The organism is Sphaerospermopsis torques-reginae ITEP-024, assembly GCF_019598945.1.
Taxonomy (GTDB): Bacteria; Cyanobacteriota; Cyanobacteriia; order Cyanobacteriales; family Nostocaceae; genus Sphaerospermopsis.
Genome location: NZ_CP080598.1, coordinates 4,726,372 through 4,745,010, shown reverse-complemented (window position 1 = coordinate 4,745,010; position 18,639 = coordinate 4,726,372). Strand labels below are relative to the sequence as shown.

Genomic DNA, 18,639 nt, shown 5'->3' with positions numbered 1-18,639 from the left:
AATCTTGTAAATCCTAAAATCCTGGACATCCTGATATGGCTAACGCCACGCTACGCTATCAGACAATAAAAATCATAACACATATTAGATCCCCGACTTCTTGAAAAAATCGAGGATCTAACACTGTAACCTGTAACCTGTCACCTGTCACCTGTCACCTGTAACCTGTCACCTATTTACTGCAAACTTCTTTCTGGGAAACCAATCATCTAAAATAGCATAGACAACAGGAACAACAATTAAACTGAGAATAGTAGAAGTTATCAAACCACCAGCAATAGCAACGGCCATAGGCGATCGCAACTCAGAACCCGCACCAAAACCTAAAGCGATAGGTAACATCCCCAACAGAGTAGAAACAGTAGTAATCATAATCGGTCTGAGTCTCACAGGACCAGCTTTAAGAATAGCTTCCGTGCGTTCCAAACCTGAGAGACGTAATTGATTAATGTAATCTACCAACAAAATGGCATTTTTATTAGCAAGTCCTAACAAAAATACAAAACCAATCAAAGAAATCATGCCAAAATCACTCTTAGTCAAGAGTAAAGCTAACATTGCTCCCACCACAGCTAAAGGTAAAGAAGCACCAATCACCAAAGGATCTACCCAACTTTTGAACAGTAACATCAACACGACGATAATACACAACGCCGATAAAATCAAAGTCGAAATAAAACTATTTAAAACTTCATTTTGTCGAGCAGAATCTCCACCTAAATCTATAGTCACACCAGCAGGTAAAATATCTTGAGCTTCCGCCACAATTTTATCTGTAGCATTACCCAAAGTTAAATCCTGACCCAAGTTAGCACTGATATAAGCTACCCGTTCTTGGTTCAGTCGTTCAATTTGCAAAACCTGACCTGGAGTATTATTTTCACCTGTCACCGTCACATCTGCAAAACCAGGAATTTTAGTAATGCGGTCCTTAATTTTTTCAGCCGCTTCATGGAGAGTTTTCAGATCATTACCGCGAAGTGCTATTTGTAAAGGTTTTTCTCCACCAGTATCCACAAATTGAATATCTTCCACACTGGTAGACACACCAGGAAGTTTAGGCAAACTTTGCCGCAACTGATCTTGTAATTCTGCGGTTTTAATTGTGCGGTCTTTTTTCAGTTTCACATAGAGAGTACCCTTATTTGGTTCACCTCCACGAGAACCAACCGTAGTAAACACAGTTTCCACATCTGGGTATTTTCTCACCTCCGCTTCCAGTTTTTTCGCCACCTCCAAAGAATCATTGAGAGGGTTAGGAATAGGTATTGGGGACTGGGGACTGGGGACTGGAGACTGGGGACTGGGGACTGGGAAATTATTTCCCCCTTGCTGTCCTGCTCCCCTGCTTCTTAACTGCTGTAACGCTTCTAAATCATGGATTTTCGGCAAAGGTGCAGTATAAGTAATATTAAATTCACCCCGATCTAACTTAGGAATAAAACCCTTGGGAATAAATGGAGTCAGCGCAATACCAGCAACAAAACTGAGAACAGCTAAAGCAATAACTATTTTTCGGTGATTCAAAGACCAAGCTAATAAATTGCGATAAGCTTGAGTAAAATAAACCCCAATATTTGCTAAACCCACCCAAGAACCCTCTGAAACCTTCTTTTCTTCGTGTTCTTTGCGCCCTTCGTGGTTCAATTCTTTGTTATGGGAATTTTTCTTAACTGGTTTGAGCCAATAAATAGATAAAACTGGTGATAAAGTTCGCGCCACCAATGTAGAAGCAATATAAGAAGCCGAAACAGTAATCCCAAAAGGCTTGAAAAACTGCCCAACGACTCCACCCATCAAACCAATAGGTAAGAAAACCGCCACAGCAGTAGCAGTAGTAGCAACTACTGTTAAACCAATTTCATCGGTAGCTGAGTGTGCAGCTTCACGGGGACTTTGCCCGTCTTCAATGTGCCGTAAAATGTTTTCCACATCAATAATGGCATCATCAATCACACTACCAATAACCAAAGCCAAAGCTAACAACGTAATAGTTTCCAGGTTAAAGCCAAAAAAGGCCATGACAATAAACGTTGCTAACAAAGATGTGGGAATAGCCAAAGCAGAAATTAAAGTCGCTCGCCAACTCCATAAAAATGGGAAAATGACGACAATTGCCAAAATGATCGCTTCTATCAACGCATCTATAGTTGACTTGGTAGCTTGGCGGATATATTCTGCTTGGGTAGCAGCTAGGGTGAGTTTGACATCTTTTAAAGTAGAGCGCAGGTTTTGTATTTCCTGTTCTACACGACTGACAACTTCTAAAGTGTTAGCATCACCACGTTTAACGACTTGAAAAGCTAGTACATCTTGACCATTAAATCTAACTAAATTTCCTGCTCCTTGAGGTAAAGCCGCAGTGGCATTGGTAGCATTGAGAGGAGGTGATTTTGGTGGAGCGCCGAGCAGTGAGACTTTGAGAACTCCTGGTAATTTGGCGATCGCAGGTACAATTTTCTCATCTGCCAATTTCTGCAAATCATCCAAACTTCTGGACTCGCTTTCAATAGCATAACTAATGACTGATGACTCATTCAGGTTTAAAGGAATAATCTTATAATTAGCTCCTGCCGGCAATTTTAAACCCTTGAGTGCAGTTGTAGTATTTTCCGTAGAAGTTTCTAAATTTGTACCCACTGTAAACAGCAAGCTTACAGCAGTTTGCCCCGGATAGCTGGAAGAACGGATATTTTCCAGACCTGCCAAGGATTTGAGGCTTTCTTCTATTGGTTTAGTTAACTTTTCTTCTGTATCTAAAGCCGAAGTTAGTGGTGCTTGAGCATTTATCACCACCACGGGAAAAGTTATATCAGGGAATAGGGCGTATTTGAGGGAACTGAAAGCTAAAATACCCGCTACTGTCACCCCGATCCAAAAACACACCGTCAACCACGAAAATTTAATTGCCCATCTGGAGATATTCAAAATTTCGCGTGCGGATTTTGAGTTATTAACACTATGCACTTTCTATAATCCTTACACTGTCTAACTTTCGTGATATTCACTCAACCTAGTTAGTGTCATATTCTCTCGGTTTTCTCTCAAGTATCACTGTAACATTATTATTTTGAGAGAACAATTAGTACGTATCTACTATATAAATTCTGTATCACTTACCAAGTTGACTGCTATCAGCACTGCTATTTTTTTCTCTCATTTTTCTCTCAACTTACCATCGAAGTGACTGTGAGAGAACCGAGAATAACGCTAGAATAAGGGTTTTAACTTATAGTGTTACTTCAGAAATAATACTTCCATGAGGATACAATCTCGATAACTGAGCCAAAATCATATTTACACCCATCTCAATCTGTTAGGACTTACGCAAGATGTAACTGAAAACCTTATTCTTGCGTAGGGGTAATTCATGAATTACCCCTACTTTCGTTCCCTTTTGCGTAAGTCCTGTCTGTTTTACTTTATTTATACTTTGTAGATTTGTTTGATTTTATATAGATATTTAACTACTTGGTAATTCCTGATAGCCAAGCGTGGCGAAGCCATACTCCTGACTCTTGAATCTTGACTCCTGTACGGGCGAAGCATTCGGGCGATAAATTATCAATTTTTGTCCAAGGTTGTTTTCCCAATGCTTCGCCCCTACGACTTTTTGCGCTATGATCATCAGTCACGATTGTAGCAGCAACTAATTTGTGCATAATTTGCAGAAAATTTGAGCTACTGCTGACTGAATCAGGTGTCTTCCTTTCAATGCTATACTAATCACCCAACTAGATATCTAAAAGTATTTTCTGGAAGTGCGCTCTAAATCTACAATAATAAAGTAAAGATAAGGTTCGCCCTCATTGCTTGTTCAGCTGTTTACCTGATTGTTACCGATTCTACAGAAGGGAAAATTAGGTTAATCGGCTGTGTCTCCTAGTTAAAACTCAGATTCTCATGGTAGTACCTGTTGAAATCTAGACAATCAAACATCTGTTACTTGCCTTTTGTATCAGCTAGTGGAAATTGAAGAGTTCTGTAAACCAAATCTCTCAAAATTCCCTTGCGTAATTATCAGGTGGAAATCGAGTATCAGGAGTGCTGTGTAAGATTGGTTAGGTGAAGAAGGTTGAACCCAAGTGAATTCTGGTCGTGCAGTGAGAATTCCGAGCAGAGCCTCGCTCTGAAAGGAACTTGTGCTGCCTTGTCTTATCTACGAGAGACCACTCTAGGGTAATTCGTTGGCAACAAGTGTCTGTTGGCTGTGAGGAGATACAGAGCTAACAACTGAACTCAAAATTTTACCTAAGTATACTTGAATTTACTCAAATTTAAGTAAAAAAGGTTTTGAAAAAGGTAAATTAGTTCATCTAAAATACCTTTTAGGCGATAACCAAGCCGGAAAATCCTAAAATTCTAAGGTAGGGCAAGCTTTGTCCAAACCGAAAGCCTGTGGATTAAGTAAGTGCCGTCACTCTTCAAGTGAAGCAGGAAGCTAACTGCAAATCTTTAGGTAGATTTGAGTAAGTTTAGTAAAGCGGAAGAACCAGATTACACGAAAAATGATGTTTTGACCAAAGGTCGGTTCACTGCATGGAATTTTCAATCGCTACACTTCTTGCCAATTTTACTGATGATAAATTGGTAGCTCGGAAGGTTTTGGAAAAAAAACTAGGTTGTGAAAATGAAGATAGTTTGGAAAAACTTCACATTGCCTTGGAGGTGCTGGAAAAAATTGGATTGTTAGTCAAAGAACGGGGTAAGTATCGTCGTGTATCAGAAGAGGGGCTAATTGAAGCGAAACTCCGCTGTTCTAGTAAGGGGTTTTGTTTTGCAATTCAGGATGTGGAAGCCTCAGAGGATATTTATATCCGGGAAAGCCATCTCAGTAATGCCTGGAATGGCGATCGCGTTTTGGTGAGAGTCCTAAAAGAAGGTAGTCGTCGCCGTTCTCCTGAAGGTGAGGTAAAGTTGATTCTGGAGCGTTCTAATCACACTTTACTAGCACGGATTAAGCAAGTAGAAGGGGGTTTCCGTGCTGTACCTTTGGATGATCGTTTGCTGTTTGAATTGAAACTGCTCACCAATGGCATTAACTTAGAAGCAGCTATCGACCACCTAGCTCATGTGGAAGTCCTGCGTTATCCCTTAGCTCAGTATCCACCCTTGGGGCGGGTGGTACAAATTCTGGGGAGCGATGCTGAAGCCGCTGCTGATATAGACTTGGTAACGTGCAAACACGATTTGTCTCGGACTTTTACAGAAAATGTCTTGGATGCAGCCGCTAAATTACCTAAAAAGCTGTTGAAAGCAGATTTAAAAGATCGCGTAGATTTACGGGATTTGTTTACTCTGACGATAGAAGGGGTAAACGGTGACGATAGAGTAGTAGAAAATGCTTTTAGCTTGGAGAAAAACCCTGGTGAAGCCTGGCGGTTAATTGTTCATATCACTGATTTATCTGACTTTATTCAGGCTGACGAGATATTAGACCGAGAAGCACTCAAGCGGGGCAGGTCAGTGTATCTCGGAGATTTAATTTTGCCGATGTTACCTGATGCGGTACGGGAATGTTGTTCATTAATACCGGACAGCGATCGCCTAGCTCTCTCCTTTGTCATCACCATTGATCCCCAGTTGGGAGAAGTGATCGAGTGGGAAATTCAACCGAGTGTGATCAATGTCGATACGGCTGTAAGCAAAGAGCAAGCGGAAGCAATACTCAATGGTGAATCAACAAAAGCATCTGTTGAAAGTAGAGAGATATTACGTGATTTGGCAATTTTAGCCAGAGCAGTCAAACAAGCTCGGTTATCTCGCGGTAGCTTGCAGTTGAATCTACCACCTAGTCAAAATCCTTATCATGATGAAGGTAATATGGGGGCGGTAGTACCTCATGACTCATCAGTGCGATCGCTCTTAACAGAGTTTGTACTGATGGTAAATGAACTAATGGCAGATCACCTCAGCGCCTTGGGAGTTCCCGCTATTTGGCGAGTTCAAGGTACACCGGATTCAGAAGATGTCCAAGAAATGCTGAAACTGGCAATTAATTTAGGTGTGGAATTAACTCTTGATCCAGAGTTAGAAATTCAACCCCTAGATTATCAGCAATTAACCGGTATTTTCGCTGAATCACCATCTGAGCAAGTTCTCACCTACCTGCTGCAAGATACTCTCAAACCTGCTATGTACAGCACCACCAAAGGATCTCACTTTGGTTTAGCACTACCACAGTATATTCACATAAGCTCACCCTTGCGGCGTTACCCAGACTTACTCATGCAAAGGGTATATCATGCCTTATTGGAATATGGGCGCGATCGCCGCAACACCCGTGTTAAAGAGCGTGTTAACCTGCGTCACTCTTCTTCTCATTTGGAAATTAACTGGAACGTTCTCCCACCAGAACTACAACAAGAACTACAAAGCGATTTAAATAGAGTCCTTGTCCAGATTAATGACCGAGAAAAAGAAGTTCAAGAAGCTGAAGCCGATTTAGCTGGACTACAAAAAGCCCAACTGATGAAACAGCGCATCGGTCAAGTTTTTCCCGGTGTGATTACAGGCGTTCAATCCTACGGTTTCTTTGTAGAAATCGAAGTTCCAGCTACAGAGTCAGAAATAGGCTCTCAACTGAGTACACCTTTGCGGGTAGAAGGATTAGTTCACGTCAGTTCACTGAAAGATGATTGGTATGAATATCGAGCTAGACAACAAGCACTATTTGGGCGAAAAAATCGCGCTTCCTATAGATTAGGCGATCGCGTCTCCGTACAAGTCAAAAGTGTAGACTACTACCGTCAACAAATTGATTTAGTCACAGTTGGCGCTGATGGTATGGTCAAAGGATCAGGAATAAGTGTGGCTAATGAAGATGGCACAGATATTTACTTACCAAATCACATCAAATCTTTTGATTTAGATCCCTACAGTGAAGATGAATGAAGAGAAGTCAGAATACCCCATGCCTGTTCGTCGTAGATGTGCCGTAGGCATAGTCAGGGGTAACAACCGCGCGACAATTTTTTCTTTTCTTCACGGATAAATCCGGGGGCTTTAAACCCCGATTCATCCACCAGTTACACAGAATTCATTCTGACTCCTGACTCCTGACTCCTGAATTCTTCTTTGGTAAATTTTCTGGGTATTTTCGTGTCCAATAACAGTAAACCACTTATTTTAGGCGTATCAGGTGCATCCGGACTGATTTACGCCATTCGCGCTCTTAAATTTCTTTTAGAAGCTGAGTATAAAATTGAACTTGTTGCATCCAAATCAACTTACATGGTTTGGCAAGCAGAGCAAAATATCCGAATGCCAGCAGATCCCGAAGCACAAGAGCAATTTTGGCGAAATCAAGCCGGAGTAACCCTATCTGGTCAACTACGCTGTCATCCTTGGAGTGATGTTGGCGCTGGTATTGCTAGTGGTTCGTTCAAAACTTTGGGGATGATCATTATCCCCTGTAGCATGAGTACAGTAGCTAAACTAGCAGTGGGTTTAAGTTCAGACTTACTAGAACGGGCAGCAGATGTACAGATCAAAGAAGGGCGTAAACTGGTGATTGTTCCCAGAGAAACGCCTTTTAGCCTGATTCACCTGCGGAACTTAACAACCTTGGCAGAAACAGGAGTGAGAGTTGTTCCCGCCATTCCCGCCTGGTATCACAACCCCCAAACAGTTGAAGATTTAGTTGATTTTGTCGTAGCCCGTGCTTTAGATCAACTAGATATTGATTGTATTCCCATTCAACGCTGGGAAGGTCATCTTTAAGGGGACTGGGGATTGGGGACTGGTGACTGGGGACTAGTGATTGGATAAAAATGACTAATAACTAATAACTAATGACTAATGACTAATAACTAATAACTAATAACTAATAACAAAAATGGCTGGAACTCGTGTAATTTTATTGGTAGTGGTGCTGGGGGGACTAACACTATTGTTAGTTCAAAATTTTTCTCCTGCCCTCCCCTTAGTATTTTTGGGGATGCGGACTCAACCATTACCACTGGCTTTATGGATTTTATTTAGCATTGCTGCTGGTGGTGTAACATCTTTCTTAATTACCACCTTGTTTAAATTTACTAATTATTTTACTCCACAGGCATCGGCATCCAAATCAACGACAACAGCACCCCGTGTTAAAACCAGTGCCAGGGAAGAAACTATACCACAACCTAGCAGTCCACGCAGGTCAGTTGATGAAACAGATTACACTACCAGTAACGAATTTGATGATTGGGAAACAGATCCCAATCAAGGTGATGATTGGGATTTTGCAGAACCAGCACAGACACCAAGGCCGAAAACCTACCCAAATCAGCAAGCTCGGAAAAATGTATCTCAGTCTGATTCTGTTTACTCCTACAGTTCTCAATCACCGAAAAATACTGGTGTAGGAAAAACCGAATCAATTTATGATGCTGATTACCGAGTAATTATCCCTCCTTATCAACCCCCAACTACTGATCAAAGTGATGATGATTGGGGTTTTTTTGAAGATGAAGAGGAAGATTTTGATGATAACAATGAACGCCCTCGCTAGTAAGTTTATGACACAGAAATTTGTGATTCGGTCTGCTTTAAGCCAGATTCCGTATTTCAAAAAGTAGCATAATTAAATGACATAAACGGTCAATTAAAACTTATGCTTTTAACGACCACGTAACAGTCGAAAACAAAATTATGAACGCAAAAAGTTAAGCTTTTATTGTGTTTTAAAAGCTATTTCAACAACCATATTTAAGTAGTAGTGCAAAATACATTTTATATTTGGGAGAGGGAACAGGGAACAGGGAACAGGGAACAGGTAAGAAGAGTTTCGGTATGTACTGGGTTTTGTTCAATCATCAAATAGGAGTCTTATATATCCAAGAAAATGAAAGGGGTAGAGGAGGTAGGGTTTAGTCTGTAGGGGTTTCCGCCTCTTTCCTATAAAATGTAAAAGTTATTAATTGGAGTCAAGAGACTGGTGAGTAAGTTATGAGTAATTTATTAAGAGGAGTCAACCTGTATTTAATTGGGATGATGGGTGTTGGTAAAACCACAGTTGGGCGGTTACTGGCTCAGGAATTGGGTTATGGTTTTATAGATACTGATGATGTCATAGTTAAAGCTGCTGGTAAGTCCATTAATGATATATTTACTGATGAAGGTGAAGCGGCGTTTCGGCAGTTGGAAAGTGATGTGTTAGCTCAGGTTTGTGCTTATACTAAATTAACTATAGCTACTGGTGGGGGTATTGTCCTGCGACAAGAAAACTGGAGTTATCTACATCATGGGTTGATAGTTTGGTTAGATTGCAGCGTGGAAACAATTTTTCACAGGTTGTTAGAAGACACTACAAGACCACTTTTACAAGATTCTAATCCTGAAAGTAAATTGCGATCGCTCCTTGAACAACGTCAACCGCTTTACTCCCAAGCTGACTTACATATTACCATCACCCAGGAGCAAACCCCAGAACAAATTGTGGCAAGCATACTAGCAGCAATACCTAGTGTTCTCAAAACTCAAGATGTTCAACATCAAAATTGATCTGAGGATATTTTGTGATGCTAGGGTATTTTCATGTTTTGATCATGTAAAAATCCTGCATCCCAAAAATTGAAAATTAGCAAATTCTCAAAATGATTAACGATACCGAGTATATCAGGCAAGCGGAAGCTAATCGCGTAGAAGTTCTCAGCGAAGCACTACCCTACATTCAAAAATTCTCAGGTCGTACCGTGGTTGTGAAATACGGAGGTGCGGCCATGAAAGATAGCACCCTCAAAGATAAAGTTATCCGTGACATTGTATTTTTATCCTGTGTAGGCTTGCGACCAATTTTAGTACATGGTGGTGGACCAGAAATTAACAGTTGGTTGGGTAAACTAGGAATTGAAGCTCAGTTTAAAAATGGGTTGCGTGTCACCGATGCACCAACAATGGATGTGGTAGAAATGGTGTTAGTCGGCCGAGTCAATAAAGAAATTGTCGCTTTGATTAACCAAGCTGGGGGTATGGCCGTGGGACTGTGCGGTAAAGATGGTAATTTAATTACTGCTCGTCCTCAAGGTGATGAAGGTATTGGTTTTGTGGGGGAAGTCAGTAATGTTAACATCAAGATTTTAGAAACTCTCGCCAGTAATGGTTATATTCCAGTAGTTTCTAGCGTTGCTGCTGATGATAACGGACAAGCTTATAATATTAATGCTGATACCGTAGCGGGAGAAATAGCAGCTGCTTTAGGAGCAGAAAAGTTAATTTTACTCACAGATACACGGGGTATTTTAACAGATTACAAGGACCAATCTACCTTGATTCCTAAAGTAGATATTCCAGAAGCGCGTCAATTGATTAACGATGGTATAGTTAGTGGAGGGATGATTCCTAAAGTAACTTGTTGTGTGCGATCGCTCGCTCAAGGAGTCAAAGCTGCACATATCATTGATGGTCGCATTCCTCACGCATTATTGTTAGAAATTTTTACAGATGTGGGAATTGGTACAATGATTTTAGGTTCTCAAGTTAAATGATAAATTGGTGATTGGTGATTGGTGATTGATGATTGGTGATTGGTGATTGGTGATTGGTGATTGGTGATTGGTGATTGGTGATTGGTGATTGGGAGAATTAACTAATAACTAATTACTGATAACTAATGACCAATAACTAATGACAAATAACAAATGACAGATGACAAATGAAAAATGACTACAGAAAGTTTAGAAATTGCGAAAAATCGTTACATTGCTGGAAAAGTAGCTTTTGAAAATGGACAATATCGGGAGTCTGTAGAAAACTTAGAAAAAGCTAGTTCCTTATTAGCAAAGAATACACGCTTTGGAGGTGAAGTAGACATTTGGTTGGTGAATGCTTATGAAGCTGCGGGACGTTCAGAAGATGCGATCGCACTTTGTCAACAACTCACCCGTCATCCCCATTATGAAACCAGATCACAAGCAAAAAGATTAGTATATATTTTAAAAGCACCCAAACTCAAACGCCCAAAAGAATGGATGACAGAAATTCCCGATTTTGGTAATATTGGGGAAAACGAAGCTAAAACAGTCATCACCGCAAAACCCAAAAAAACCACAAAACAAAAAACCCCAGAACCAGAATACATTGATCTCAGTCAAGTCAATACAAAAGATAATCGTTTTATTTGGGTAGCTTTAATTGCAGTCGCTTTAACAATTTCCTATTTAGTTTGGTTAAGTGTATGAGTTGGGGACTGGGGACAGGTGAGTGAATAGGTGACAGGTGACAGGTGACAGGTGACAGTAAAAAGGTAAATTTAGAAAAAACAAGTTTATGAATATTTTGCATCTTCTGAATATTATGAATATAGATAATTTGCCAAAAACCGGATTTCATTTAATATTAATAAAAACAGCGAAATTAGTTTTTAAAAACATCATCAACTTAAAAACCTCAAAAAAACTAATTTCAGGTTTCCTAATTTTGGCATCTTTAACATTATCTGGATGTGTACAATATGATTTAGTAATTAACTTTAATCATACCAACAACGGCGAATTAGTACAACATATTAAATTACCAGAAACAGTCATCAGTTTTAGCGGTGATTATGTTTCCGAATGGTTGCAAAGCTTAGAACGTCGTGCTAGAAAACTATCAGGTTCAGTAAAACGCATTTCCCCAGAAGAAATTATTGTCAAAATACCCTTTACCAATGGAAAGGAACTACAAGAAAAATTTAGCGTTTTTTTCAACTATCCCACTACTCAAAAACTTGATAAAGTTGAAACAGATGAATTACCAAATATAGCATCTAACTTAATTGTACAGGATAATAACTTCTTACTTGTATCAAGAAACCACTTAATCTATGATTTAGATTTGCGTTCTCTTGCTGCACTTACCAGTAAAGGAAACAGCTTCAAAGTTACAGATTCAATTATTGATTTAGATTTTAGCTTACAGACACCTTGGGGAGTTAAGAATATTCAACAAACTGAAAATATTCTCCAACCAGAAAAGAAAGGTAAACAAATGGTATGGAAACTCAAACCAGGTGAGTTAAATCATATAGAAGTCGTGTTTTGGACTCCTAACTTCCTGGGTATTGGTACATTAATAATAATCCTGTTTGTTTGGGGTGGTTATTATGTGCGATATACATTATTAGAATCAGGATTTTCAGAATAAAAAACGCAGATGAACACAGATGAACGCGGATTTTTTCTTTGCTTCTTTGCTTTGCGCCTTTGCGTCTTTGCTTTGCGCCTTTGCGTCTTTGCGTGAGGAAATAGATAAATTTTGTCTGAATCAGGATATCCAGGATTTTAGGATGTATAGGATGTAGGCAATGGCATATTTTTTTAGTTTTCGACTTGACAAGCTGCGAAGTTGGTTGTAAACTTATGTTATGAGTGGAAATCTGTGGGCGCAATATATATAGGGTTTTTAATAGCCTGGGTTGAGATTTTCGGAACGCGGATGAACGCAGATAGACGCAGATGGTGAGAATCAGGACAACTAACATTTATGGATGTAGAGGATGAAAACAGAAAATCTCTCTGAAACCTCTTACCTTCGTGTCCTTTGCGTTCTTTGCGGTTCGTTCTTTAGTGACTTGTGCGTAACCAACAATCATCAAATAACATCCTGTAAATCCTGTAATCTTGGATATCCTGATTCAGACAAAAAAATCCTTCAAGAATAACTAACCATCATTAAATAACATCCTGAAAATCCTCAAATCCCGGATATTGTGATTTAGAAAATACAACTCCTTTGGATTATTCTCAAGACTATCATAACACAACCCTCTCAGAAGTCAAGACCCTTGAAAATACGTTAGTCATTCGCAACCATTGTCAATAATTTTGGGCTAAAAAACGGTGTTGAAACTTTTTTGGGATTTTTAAGTTAAGAATTGTTAAGGTGCTGACGTTAAGACGCTAAGAAATAAAACATCAGTGTTATGAAATTAGCGAGTATATTATTGTATATATTATAAATATCAAAGTATCTACCCCAAACAATGAATCAGATATGTTGTCTGAACCCAGACTGTCATAATCCACCCGTACCAGATACGACAAAGTTTTGTCCTAATTGTGGTGTTCCTTTGGTTGTCCTGAGAAACCGTTATCGTCCTGTTAAACCTTTGGGTGGTGGTGGTTTTGGGAAGACTTATTTAGCTGAAGATGTTGATAAATTAAATGAGAAGTGTGTTATTAAACAATTTGCACCTCAAACTCAAAATACCTACGCTTTAAAAAAAGCCAAGGAGTTATTTGAGCAAGAAGCAATACAACTAAAAGACCTGAAACATCCTCAAATTCCCCAATTACAAGCTTATTTTGATGAGGATGATTGTTTATATTTAATTCAAGATTTTATTGAAGGTGAAAATTTATTGATTGAGTTAGCAAATCAAGGAACTTTTGACGAACAAAAAATCCGGGATTTGTTACTTGATTTATTACCAGTTTTGCAAATAGTCCATAGTAATAATATCATTCACCGCGACATCAAACCAGAAAATATTATGCGTCGTCGCAGTGATGGGAAATTATTTTTAATTGATTTTGGTGCTTCTAAACAACTCCAGGGAACAATGAAACCAGGTACACAAATCGGTACTTACGGTTACGCAGCTTTGGAGCAAATGGAAGATAGAGAGGTTTATCCTGCTAGTGATTTATTTAGTTTAGGTGCAACTTGTTTTTATTTAATGACAGGGGTTTATCCTGGTGATTTGTGGAGTAGACAAGGTTACAGTTGGGTGAAAGAATGGCGTAAGCATTTACAGCAATCTGTGAGTGTAGAATTGGGAAATATTTTAGATAAATTATTAGAGGTAGAATATCAAAACCGTTATCAGTCAGCAGGGGAAGTTTTAGAATTTGTAAAACCTCCAGTTAAACCACAAACACAACCAAAATATGGAATAAATAGAATTGTGGTTTTGATAATAATTTGCTTATCAATACTGGTAGGATTTATATTGCAACCAGATATAGTTAGTCCAGTTACACCCCCAGTCACCCCCAAAACTTCAGCAATTTTAATTAATACCCTGACTACACATGATGATGTAAATTCTGTAGCTATTAGCTCCGATGGTAACACTTTAGTTGGAAGCGATGACAACACTATTAAAATTTGGAATTTGGCCACAGGAGAATTAAAATCTACATTGACTGGTCACTCTGACTCAGTTCGTTCCCTAGCCATCAGCCCCGATGGTAGAACTTTAGTGAGTGGGAGTGATGACAACACTATCAAAATCTGGCGGTTGGAATAGTCTGAATCAGGATAACCAGGATTTTAGGATGTACAGGATGGTTTTTGAAGATTGATCTAAATTTTCAGAAATTGTATTTTGTCAGAATCAGGATAACCAGGATTTAAGGATGTACAGGATAAGAACGCAGATAAACGCAGATAGACGCAGATAGTGAGAATCAGGACAACTAACATTTATAGATGTAGAGGATGAAAACAGAAAATCTCTCTGAAACCTCTTACCTTCGTGTCCTTTGCGTTCTTTGCGGTTCGTTCTTTAGTGACTTGTGCGTAACCAACCATCATTAAATAACATCCTGAAAATCCTGTAATCCTGGATATCCTGATTCAGACAAAAAAATCCTTTCAGAATAACCAACCATCATCAAATAACATCCTGAAAATCCTGTAATCCTGGATATCCTGATTCAGACAAAAAAAGTTAAACTATAATCATATCCTAATTTACAGGATTGAGAAATCATGACCACAATAATTAATCAATCCCTCACTTTAACAGAATTTCTCAAACTCCCAGAAACCAAACCGGTGAGAGAATATATCAACGGGGAAATTATCACTAAACCCATGCCCAAAGGAAAACATAGCCGCTTACAATTAAGACTATGCAATACTATTAACGATATCACCGAAGCTGAAAAAATCGCCTATGCTTTTCCTGAGTTGCGTTGTAGTTTTGGAGTGCGTTCCGTAGTTCCTGATATCGCGGTTTTGAAATGGTCAAATATTCCCTTTACTGCTGAAGGTGAAGTCCCTAATGATTTTTTCATTCCTCCAGATTGGACTATTGAAATTCTCTCACCTGAACAAAATTCAAATCGGGTGATAGATAATATTTTATATTGTTTAAATCATGGTTGTTTGTTAGGTTGGTTAATAGATCCTGAAGATCGTTCTATTTTGGTTTTTCGTCCCCAACAACAACTAGAATTATTCAGAGGTGATCAACAATTACCAATTTTAGAAGAAATCAATTTACAATTAACAGTTAATCAAATATTTGGCTGGTTAAAAATGGAAAGTTAAAGAATATCCAAATTGTTTCTGATTTCAACATTGAAAATCTGGTAAATCCTAATTCACATCACCTATAAATAAATCTATGATTCTACAAACTCACCCAACTCAAAAAACACCAACTGTCACCTGGGAAGCACTTCCCGCTGATTTTATTTTACCTGACGACCCAGTGGAAAATATTCAACAACCGCCTTTAGCTGCTGCACTCACCGACGCTTTAGGTGCAGCAGGACGCATCCTCCCACAAATGCTGATTGGCTCTAATTTTGGGCTGGTAGCCACTTTAAACAAAAAAATCATCGTCAAAGCCCCCGACTGGTTTTATGTGCCACAGGTGCATCCTGTAGCTGCTGATGTGGTACGTCGCAGTTATACCCCCAACCTCGAAGGAGAAGCTGAACAGGAACGTCAACGTGCAGATTTATTAGCAGCTAAGTTACGAGAACTAGGTATTGATCCGAACACAATTGTATAATTACTATTGCCTGTCACCTGTCACCTGTCACCTGTCACCTATTCTTTAAGGTGACAAACGTTCTATTTTCCAACTTCCATCATCCCACCGAGAATAAAGCAACCGATCATGTAAACGGCTAGAACGTCCTTGCCAAAACTCTATTTCCTGGGGAATTACGCGAAAACCGCCCCAGTGAGGAGGTCTAGGAACTTCCTGATTTTCATATTTACGCTGGAAATCCTGTAATTGTGCTTCTAAAACTTCCCTGCTAGAAATTACTTCACTTTGATTAGAAGCCCAAGCACCCAAACGACTATTATGAGGGCGTACCTCAAAATATCCATCAGATTCTTCAGAAGAAATCTTTTCTACACATCCTACAATTCTCACTTGACGTTCTAATTCTGCCCACCAAAATACTAATGCAGCTTGAGGATTTGCTGCTAGTTCCTGTCCTTTGTGGCTATTGTAATTGGTAAATAAAACAAAGCCCCTTTCATCAAAGTCTTTTAATAATACCATTCTGGCTGAAGGTTTACCATCTGGGGTAGATGTAGCCAGAGTCATGGCGTTAGGTTCGGGTAATTTTGCTTCTAGAGCCTGATCAAACCATAATTTAAATTGTATAAAAGGATTAGGGTTAACTTCCTTTTCATTCAAATCTTGCAAAGTGTAGTCTTTGCGAAGGTCAGCAATATTTTTATCCATTGGTAATGGGTAATTGGTAATTGGTAATTGGTAATTATCATATTAATTATCATATATTTATCACCTATTACCTGCCTTCTGCCTCCTGCCTTCTGCCTCCTGCCTCCTGCCTCCTGCCTCCTGCCTCCTGCCTCCTGCCTAAAGATTAAATCAAATGCGCCGTTCAGCCTCTTTACAAACTCTGCTAATTTATGGTCTGAGTGGTCCGATTATCGCTCTCAATGTCTGGCTACTGTCTCTGCTGTTTCGTTATTTCCAGCATCCAATTACTATCTTGAGTATTGCGGCAATTTTAGCGTTTTTGCTGAATTACCCGGTGAAATTATTAGAAAAAGTTAGGATTACTCGGACTCAAGCAGTGATCATAGTTTTAATCATCACTTTAGCTTTATTGATTATTTTGGGTTTTACCCTTGTACCGATGGTAATTGACCAAACAATCCAACTTTTAAATAAAATTCCTGATTGGTTAGCCTCTAGTCAAGACAACCTGGAAAATTTGCAAATGTTAGCGCGGCAAAAACGTATAAAACTTGACTTGAGTTTAGTAACTGAGCAAATTAATGCTGGTGTGCAGAATATTCTACAACAGATAGCTTCTGGTGCGGTGGGATTTGCGGGAACTTTGTTATCAGCATTGCTGAATATAGTGTTAGTAATTGTACTGGCTTTTTATATGCTGCTATATGGCGATCGCCTGTGGTATGGTTTAATTAATCTCCTCCCATCTTATATTGGTATCCCCTTCAGCAAGTCCTTACAATTAAATTTCCAGAACTTTTTCCTTAGCCAATTATTACTGGCACTGTTTATGGTGGTAGCCCTGACACCGATTTTCTTATTTTTAAGAGTACCTTTTGCCCTATTATTTGCCATTATCATTGGTATTTCTGAGCTTATTCCCTTTATCGGCGCTACATTAGGGATAGGGTTGGTAACATTATTAGTGTTTTTACAGACTTGGTGGTTAGCATTTCCAGTAGCAATGGTAGCAATTATTATGCAGCAAATCAAAGATAATATCCTATCTCCCAAGTTACTGGGTAACTTTATCGGACTCAATCCCCTATGGATTTTTATAGCGATTTTGATGGGATTTGAAATTGCTGGTTTGTTGGGAACACTGGTTGCTGTACCCATTGCTGGTACTATTAAAGGCACTTTCGACGCTATTAAAAACAACAAAAATGGAAATTCTGTATATAGTTATGCTGTTGTTGATGATGAGTGATTGGTAATTGGTAATTGGTAATTGGTGATTGGTAATTGGTGATTGGGTTATTAACTTCCCCCTACTTCCCCTGCCTCCCCTGCCTCCTGACTCCTGTTCCCTGTTCCCTGTTCCCTGTTCCCTGTTCCCTAACAAATTAATGGATGCCCAAAAACTATTAGAAACAATTACACACCTGATTGAACAAGCCGAAAAGGGAGAAATAGATCCTTGGGATGTGCAGGTGATTGAGGTAATAGACCGTTACTTAGAACTAATGTCACCACAAACCACCCCTAGAGGTTATGAAACTGATTTATCTCAATCGGGACAGGCTTTTTTGTCAGCATCCATGCTTGTACTATTTAAAGCTAATACTTTGATGCAATTGTCAACCGTAGATAATATTATAGATAATGTGTCTGATGATGCAATGCTGGATATCGCGGATGGAGAATTATACAATGTTCAACGTTTGCAATTAGAGCGACAGTTGCGTCGTCGTCCAGCAGCTATGCCACCACCAAAGCGTCGTGTGACTTTGCAAGAGCTAATTGAGCAATTGCAGATTATGGCTAACCAGCTAAAACGGGTAGAGAAAACCAGCAAACCTATCCGTCCTAAGCGTCAGCCGAGTATGAAAACGATGCGGGAGGCGTTAGAATTAGCTCACCAAGAAAATTTAACAGAAGTAGCTTCAGAACTAGAACAGGTGCTGCATCTTTCTGCAAGGGAGTTAAATGTACAGGAACAATGTTGGAATCTAGAGCAACTGTTAAATTTGTGGACTCAGACAAAGCAAGCAGATAAAAAACCAGCAAATGCAAATGATTCTGACCATGAATCAGAAAATGGCGACATGGTGAGCGTTTTTTGGGCTTTACTGCTGCTGTCTGCACAATCTAAAGTAGAGCTATATCAGGAAGAATTTTACCAGGAGATCACAATCCGTTTACCTAGTTCAGCCAACCGTGCAACCCCATAAACGACCATAAACGACCATAAACTACCATAAACTAAATTA

Annotated in this window: 14 protein-coding genes and 1 pseudogene; 12 read left to right on the top strand and 3 right to left on the bottom strand. The window is 39.3% G+C overall.

The window, feature by feature from the left end:
- Positions 1–168 precede the first annotated feature (168 nt).
- Positions 169–2,967 carry an efflux RND transporter permease subunit gene (locus K2F26_RS22080; RefSeq protein WP_220609501.1) on the bottom strand — a complete coding sequence of 933 codons (2,799 nt, stop codon included), beginning with the start codon at positions 2,965–2,967 and terminating at the stop codon, positions 169–171.
- 500 nt (positions 2,968–3,467) lie between these two features.
- The gene (locus tag K2F26_RS22075; protein WP_220609500.1) at positions 3,468–3,662 is read right to left on the bottom strand and encodes a hypothetical protein; all 195 of its coding nucleotides are present in this window, start codon (positions 3,660–3,662) and stop codon (positions 3,468–3,470) included.
- Between the two features lie 877 nt (positions 3,663–4,539).
- Between K2F26_RS22075 and K2F26_RS22070 the strand changes: the two genes are divergently transcribed.
- The 10 genes and pseudogenes from K2F26_RS22070 to K2F26_RS22025 form a co-directional block, all read left to right on the top strand.
- Positions 4,540–6,894, top strand: a complete 2,355-nt coding sequence (locus tag K2F26_RS22070) for a ribonuclease R family protein (protein WP_220609499.1) — start codon at positions 4,540–4,542, stop codon at positions 6,892–6,894.
- A gap of 207 nt (positions 6,895–7,101) precedes the next feature.
- On the top strand, positions 7,102–7,722 hold the full coding sequence (locus K2F26_RS22065) for a flavin prenyltransferase UbiX (RefSeq protein WP_194056665.1): 621 nt from the start codon (positions 7,102–7,104) through the stop codon (positions 7,720–7,722).
- Positions 7,723–7,837: 115 nt separating this feature from the next.
- Positions 7,838–8,497: a LapA family protein gene (locus tag K2F26_RS22060; protein ID WP_220609498.1), complete on the top strand. Its 660-nt coding sequence runs from the start codon at positions 7,838–7,840 to the stop codon at positions 8,495–8,497.
- 437 nt (positions 8,498–8,934) lie between these two features.
- On the top strand, positions 8,935–9,489 hold the full coding sequence (locus K2F26_RS22055; protein WP_194056669.1) for a shikimate kinase: 555 nt from the start codon (positions 8,935–8,937) through the stop codon (positions 9,487–9,489).
- A gap of 92 nt (positions 9,490–9,581) precedes the next feature.
- Positions 9,582–10,472, top strand: a complete 891-nt coding sequence (argB, locus tag K2F26_RS22050) for an acetylglutamate kinase (RefSeq protein WP_220609497.1) — start codon at positions 9,582–9,584, stop codon at positions 10,470–10,472.
- 174 nt (positions 10,473–10,646) lie between these two features.
- Positions 10,647–11,165 (top strand): tetratricopeptide repeat protein, encoded by a 519-nt coding sequence (locus K2F26_RS22045; RefSeq protein WP_220609496.1) that lies wholly within the window; start codon positions 10,647–10,649, stop codon positions 11,163–11,165.
- Positions 11,166–11,280: 115 nt separating this feature from the next.
- Entirely contained in the window at positions 11,281–12,111 is an 831-nt protein-coding gene (locus K2F26_RS22040) for a DUF3153 domain-containing protein (protein WP_246605625.1), read from the top strand.
- Between the two features lie 838 nt (positions 12,112–12,949).
- Positions 12,950–14,218 carry a serine/threonine-protein kinase gene (locus K2F26_RS22035; protein WP_220609494.1) on the top strand — a complete coding sequence of 423 codons (1,269 nt, stop codon included), beginning with the start codon at positions 12,950–12,952 and terminating at the stop codon, positions 14,216–14,218.
- 464 nt (positions 14,219–14,682) lie between these two features.
- Entirely contained in the window at positions 14,683–15,246 is a 564-nt protein-coding gene (locus K2F26_RS22030) for a Uma2 family endonuclease (RefSeq protein WP_220609493.1), read from the top strand.
- Positions 15,247–15,322: 76 nt separating this feature from the next.
- Positions 15,323–15,634: pseudogene (locus tag K2F26_RS22025) on the top strand (hypothetical protein); the annotation flags it as partial.
- A gap of 126 nt (positions 15,635–15,760) precedes the next feature.
- On the opposite strand, the gene pdxH reads toward K2F26_RS22025, so the two are convergent.
- On the bottom strand, positions 15,761–16,405 hold the full coding sequence (pdxH, locus tag K2F26_RS22020) for a pyridoxamine 5'-phosphate oxidase (protein ID WP_220609491.1): 645 nt from the start codon (positions 16,403–16,405) through the stop codon (positions 15,761–15,763).
- Between the two features lie 154 nt (positions 16,406–16,559).
- On the opposite strand from pdxH, the gene K2F26_RS22015 reads away from it, so the two are divergent.
- Together K2F26_RS22015 and K2F26_RS22010 are read left to right on the top strand one after the other, a co-directional pair.
- Entirely contained in the window at positions 16,560–17,636 is a 1,077-nt protein-coding gene (locus K2F26_RS22015; RefSeq protein WP_220609490.1) for an AI-2E family transporter, read from the top strand.
- Positions 17,637–17,775: 139 nt separating this feature from the next.
- The gene (locus tag K2F26_RS22010; protein WP_220609489.1) at positions 17,776–18,600 is read left to right on the top strand and encodes a segregation/condensation protein A; all 825 of its coding nucleotides are present in this window, start codon (positions 17,776–17,778) and stop codon (positions 18,598–18,600) included.
- The last annotated feature ends 39 nt before the right edge of the window (positions 18,601–18,639 follow it).

What these genes read in the sequence shown, in the direction of transcription:
- K2F26_RS22075 (WP_220609500.1), bottom strand. Translation starts at nt 3,662, where the DNA reads ATGCACAAATTAGTTGCTGCTACAATCGTGACTGATGATCATAGCGCA.
- K2F26_RS22070 (WP_220609499.1), top strand. Translation starts at nt 4,540, where the DNA reads ATGGAATTTTCAATCGCTACACTTCTTGCCAATTTTACTGATGATAAA.
- K2F26_RS22060 (WP_220609498.1), top strand. Translation starts at nt 7,838, where the DNA reads ATGGCTGGAACTCGTGTAATTTTATTGGTAGTGGTGCTGGGGGGACTA.
- K2F26_RS22055 (WP_194056669.1), top strand. Translation starts at nt 8,935, where the DNA reads ATGAGTAATTTATTAAGAGGAGTCAACCTGTATTTAATTGGGATGATG.
- argB (WP_220609497.1), top strand. Translation starts at nt 9,582, where the DNA reads ATGATTAACGATACCGAGTATATCAGGCAAGCGGAAGCTAATCGCGTA.
- K2F26_RS22045 (WP_220609496.1), top strand. Translation starts at nt 10,647, where the DNA reads ATGACTACAGAAAGTTTAGAAATTGCGAAAAATCGTTACATTGCTGGA.
- K2F26_RS22040 (WP_246605625.1), top strand. Translation starts at nt 11,281, where the DNA reads ATGAATATAGATAATTTGCCAAAAACCGGATTTCATTTAATATTAATA.
- K2F26_RS22035 (WP_220609494.1), top strand. Translation starts at nt 12,950, where the DNA reads ATGAATCAGATATGTTGTCTGAACCCAGACTGTCATAATCCACCCGTA.
- K2F26_RS22030 (WP_220609493.1), top strand. Translation starts at nt 14,683, where the DNA reads ATGACCACAATAATTAATCAATCCCTCACTTTAACAGAATTTCTCAAA.
- pdxH (WP_220609491.1), bottom strand. Translation starts at nt 16,405, where the DNA reads ATGGATAAAAATATTGCTGACCTTCGCAAAGACTACACTTTGCAAGAT.
- K2F26_RS22015 (WP_220609490.1), top strand. Translation starts at nt 16,560, where the DNA reads ATGCGCCGTTCAGCCTCTTTACAAACTCTGCTAATTTATGGTCTGAGT.
- K2F26_RS22010 (WP_220609489.1), top strand. Translation starts at nt 17,776, where the DNA reads ATGGATGCCCAAAAACTATTAGAAACAATTACACACCTGATTGAACAA.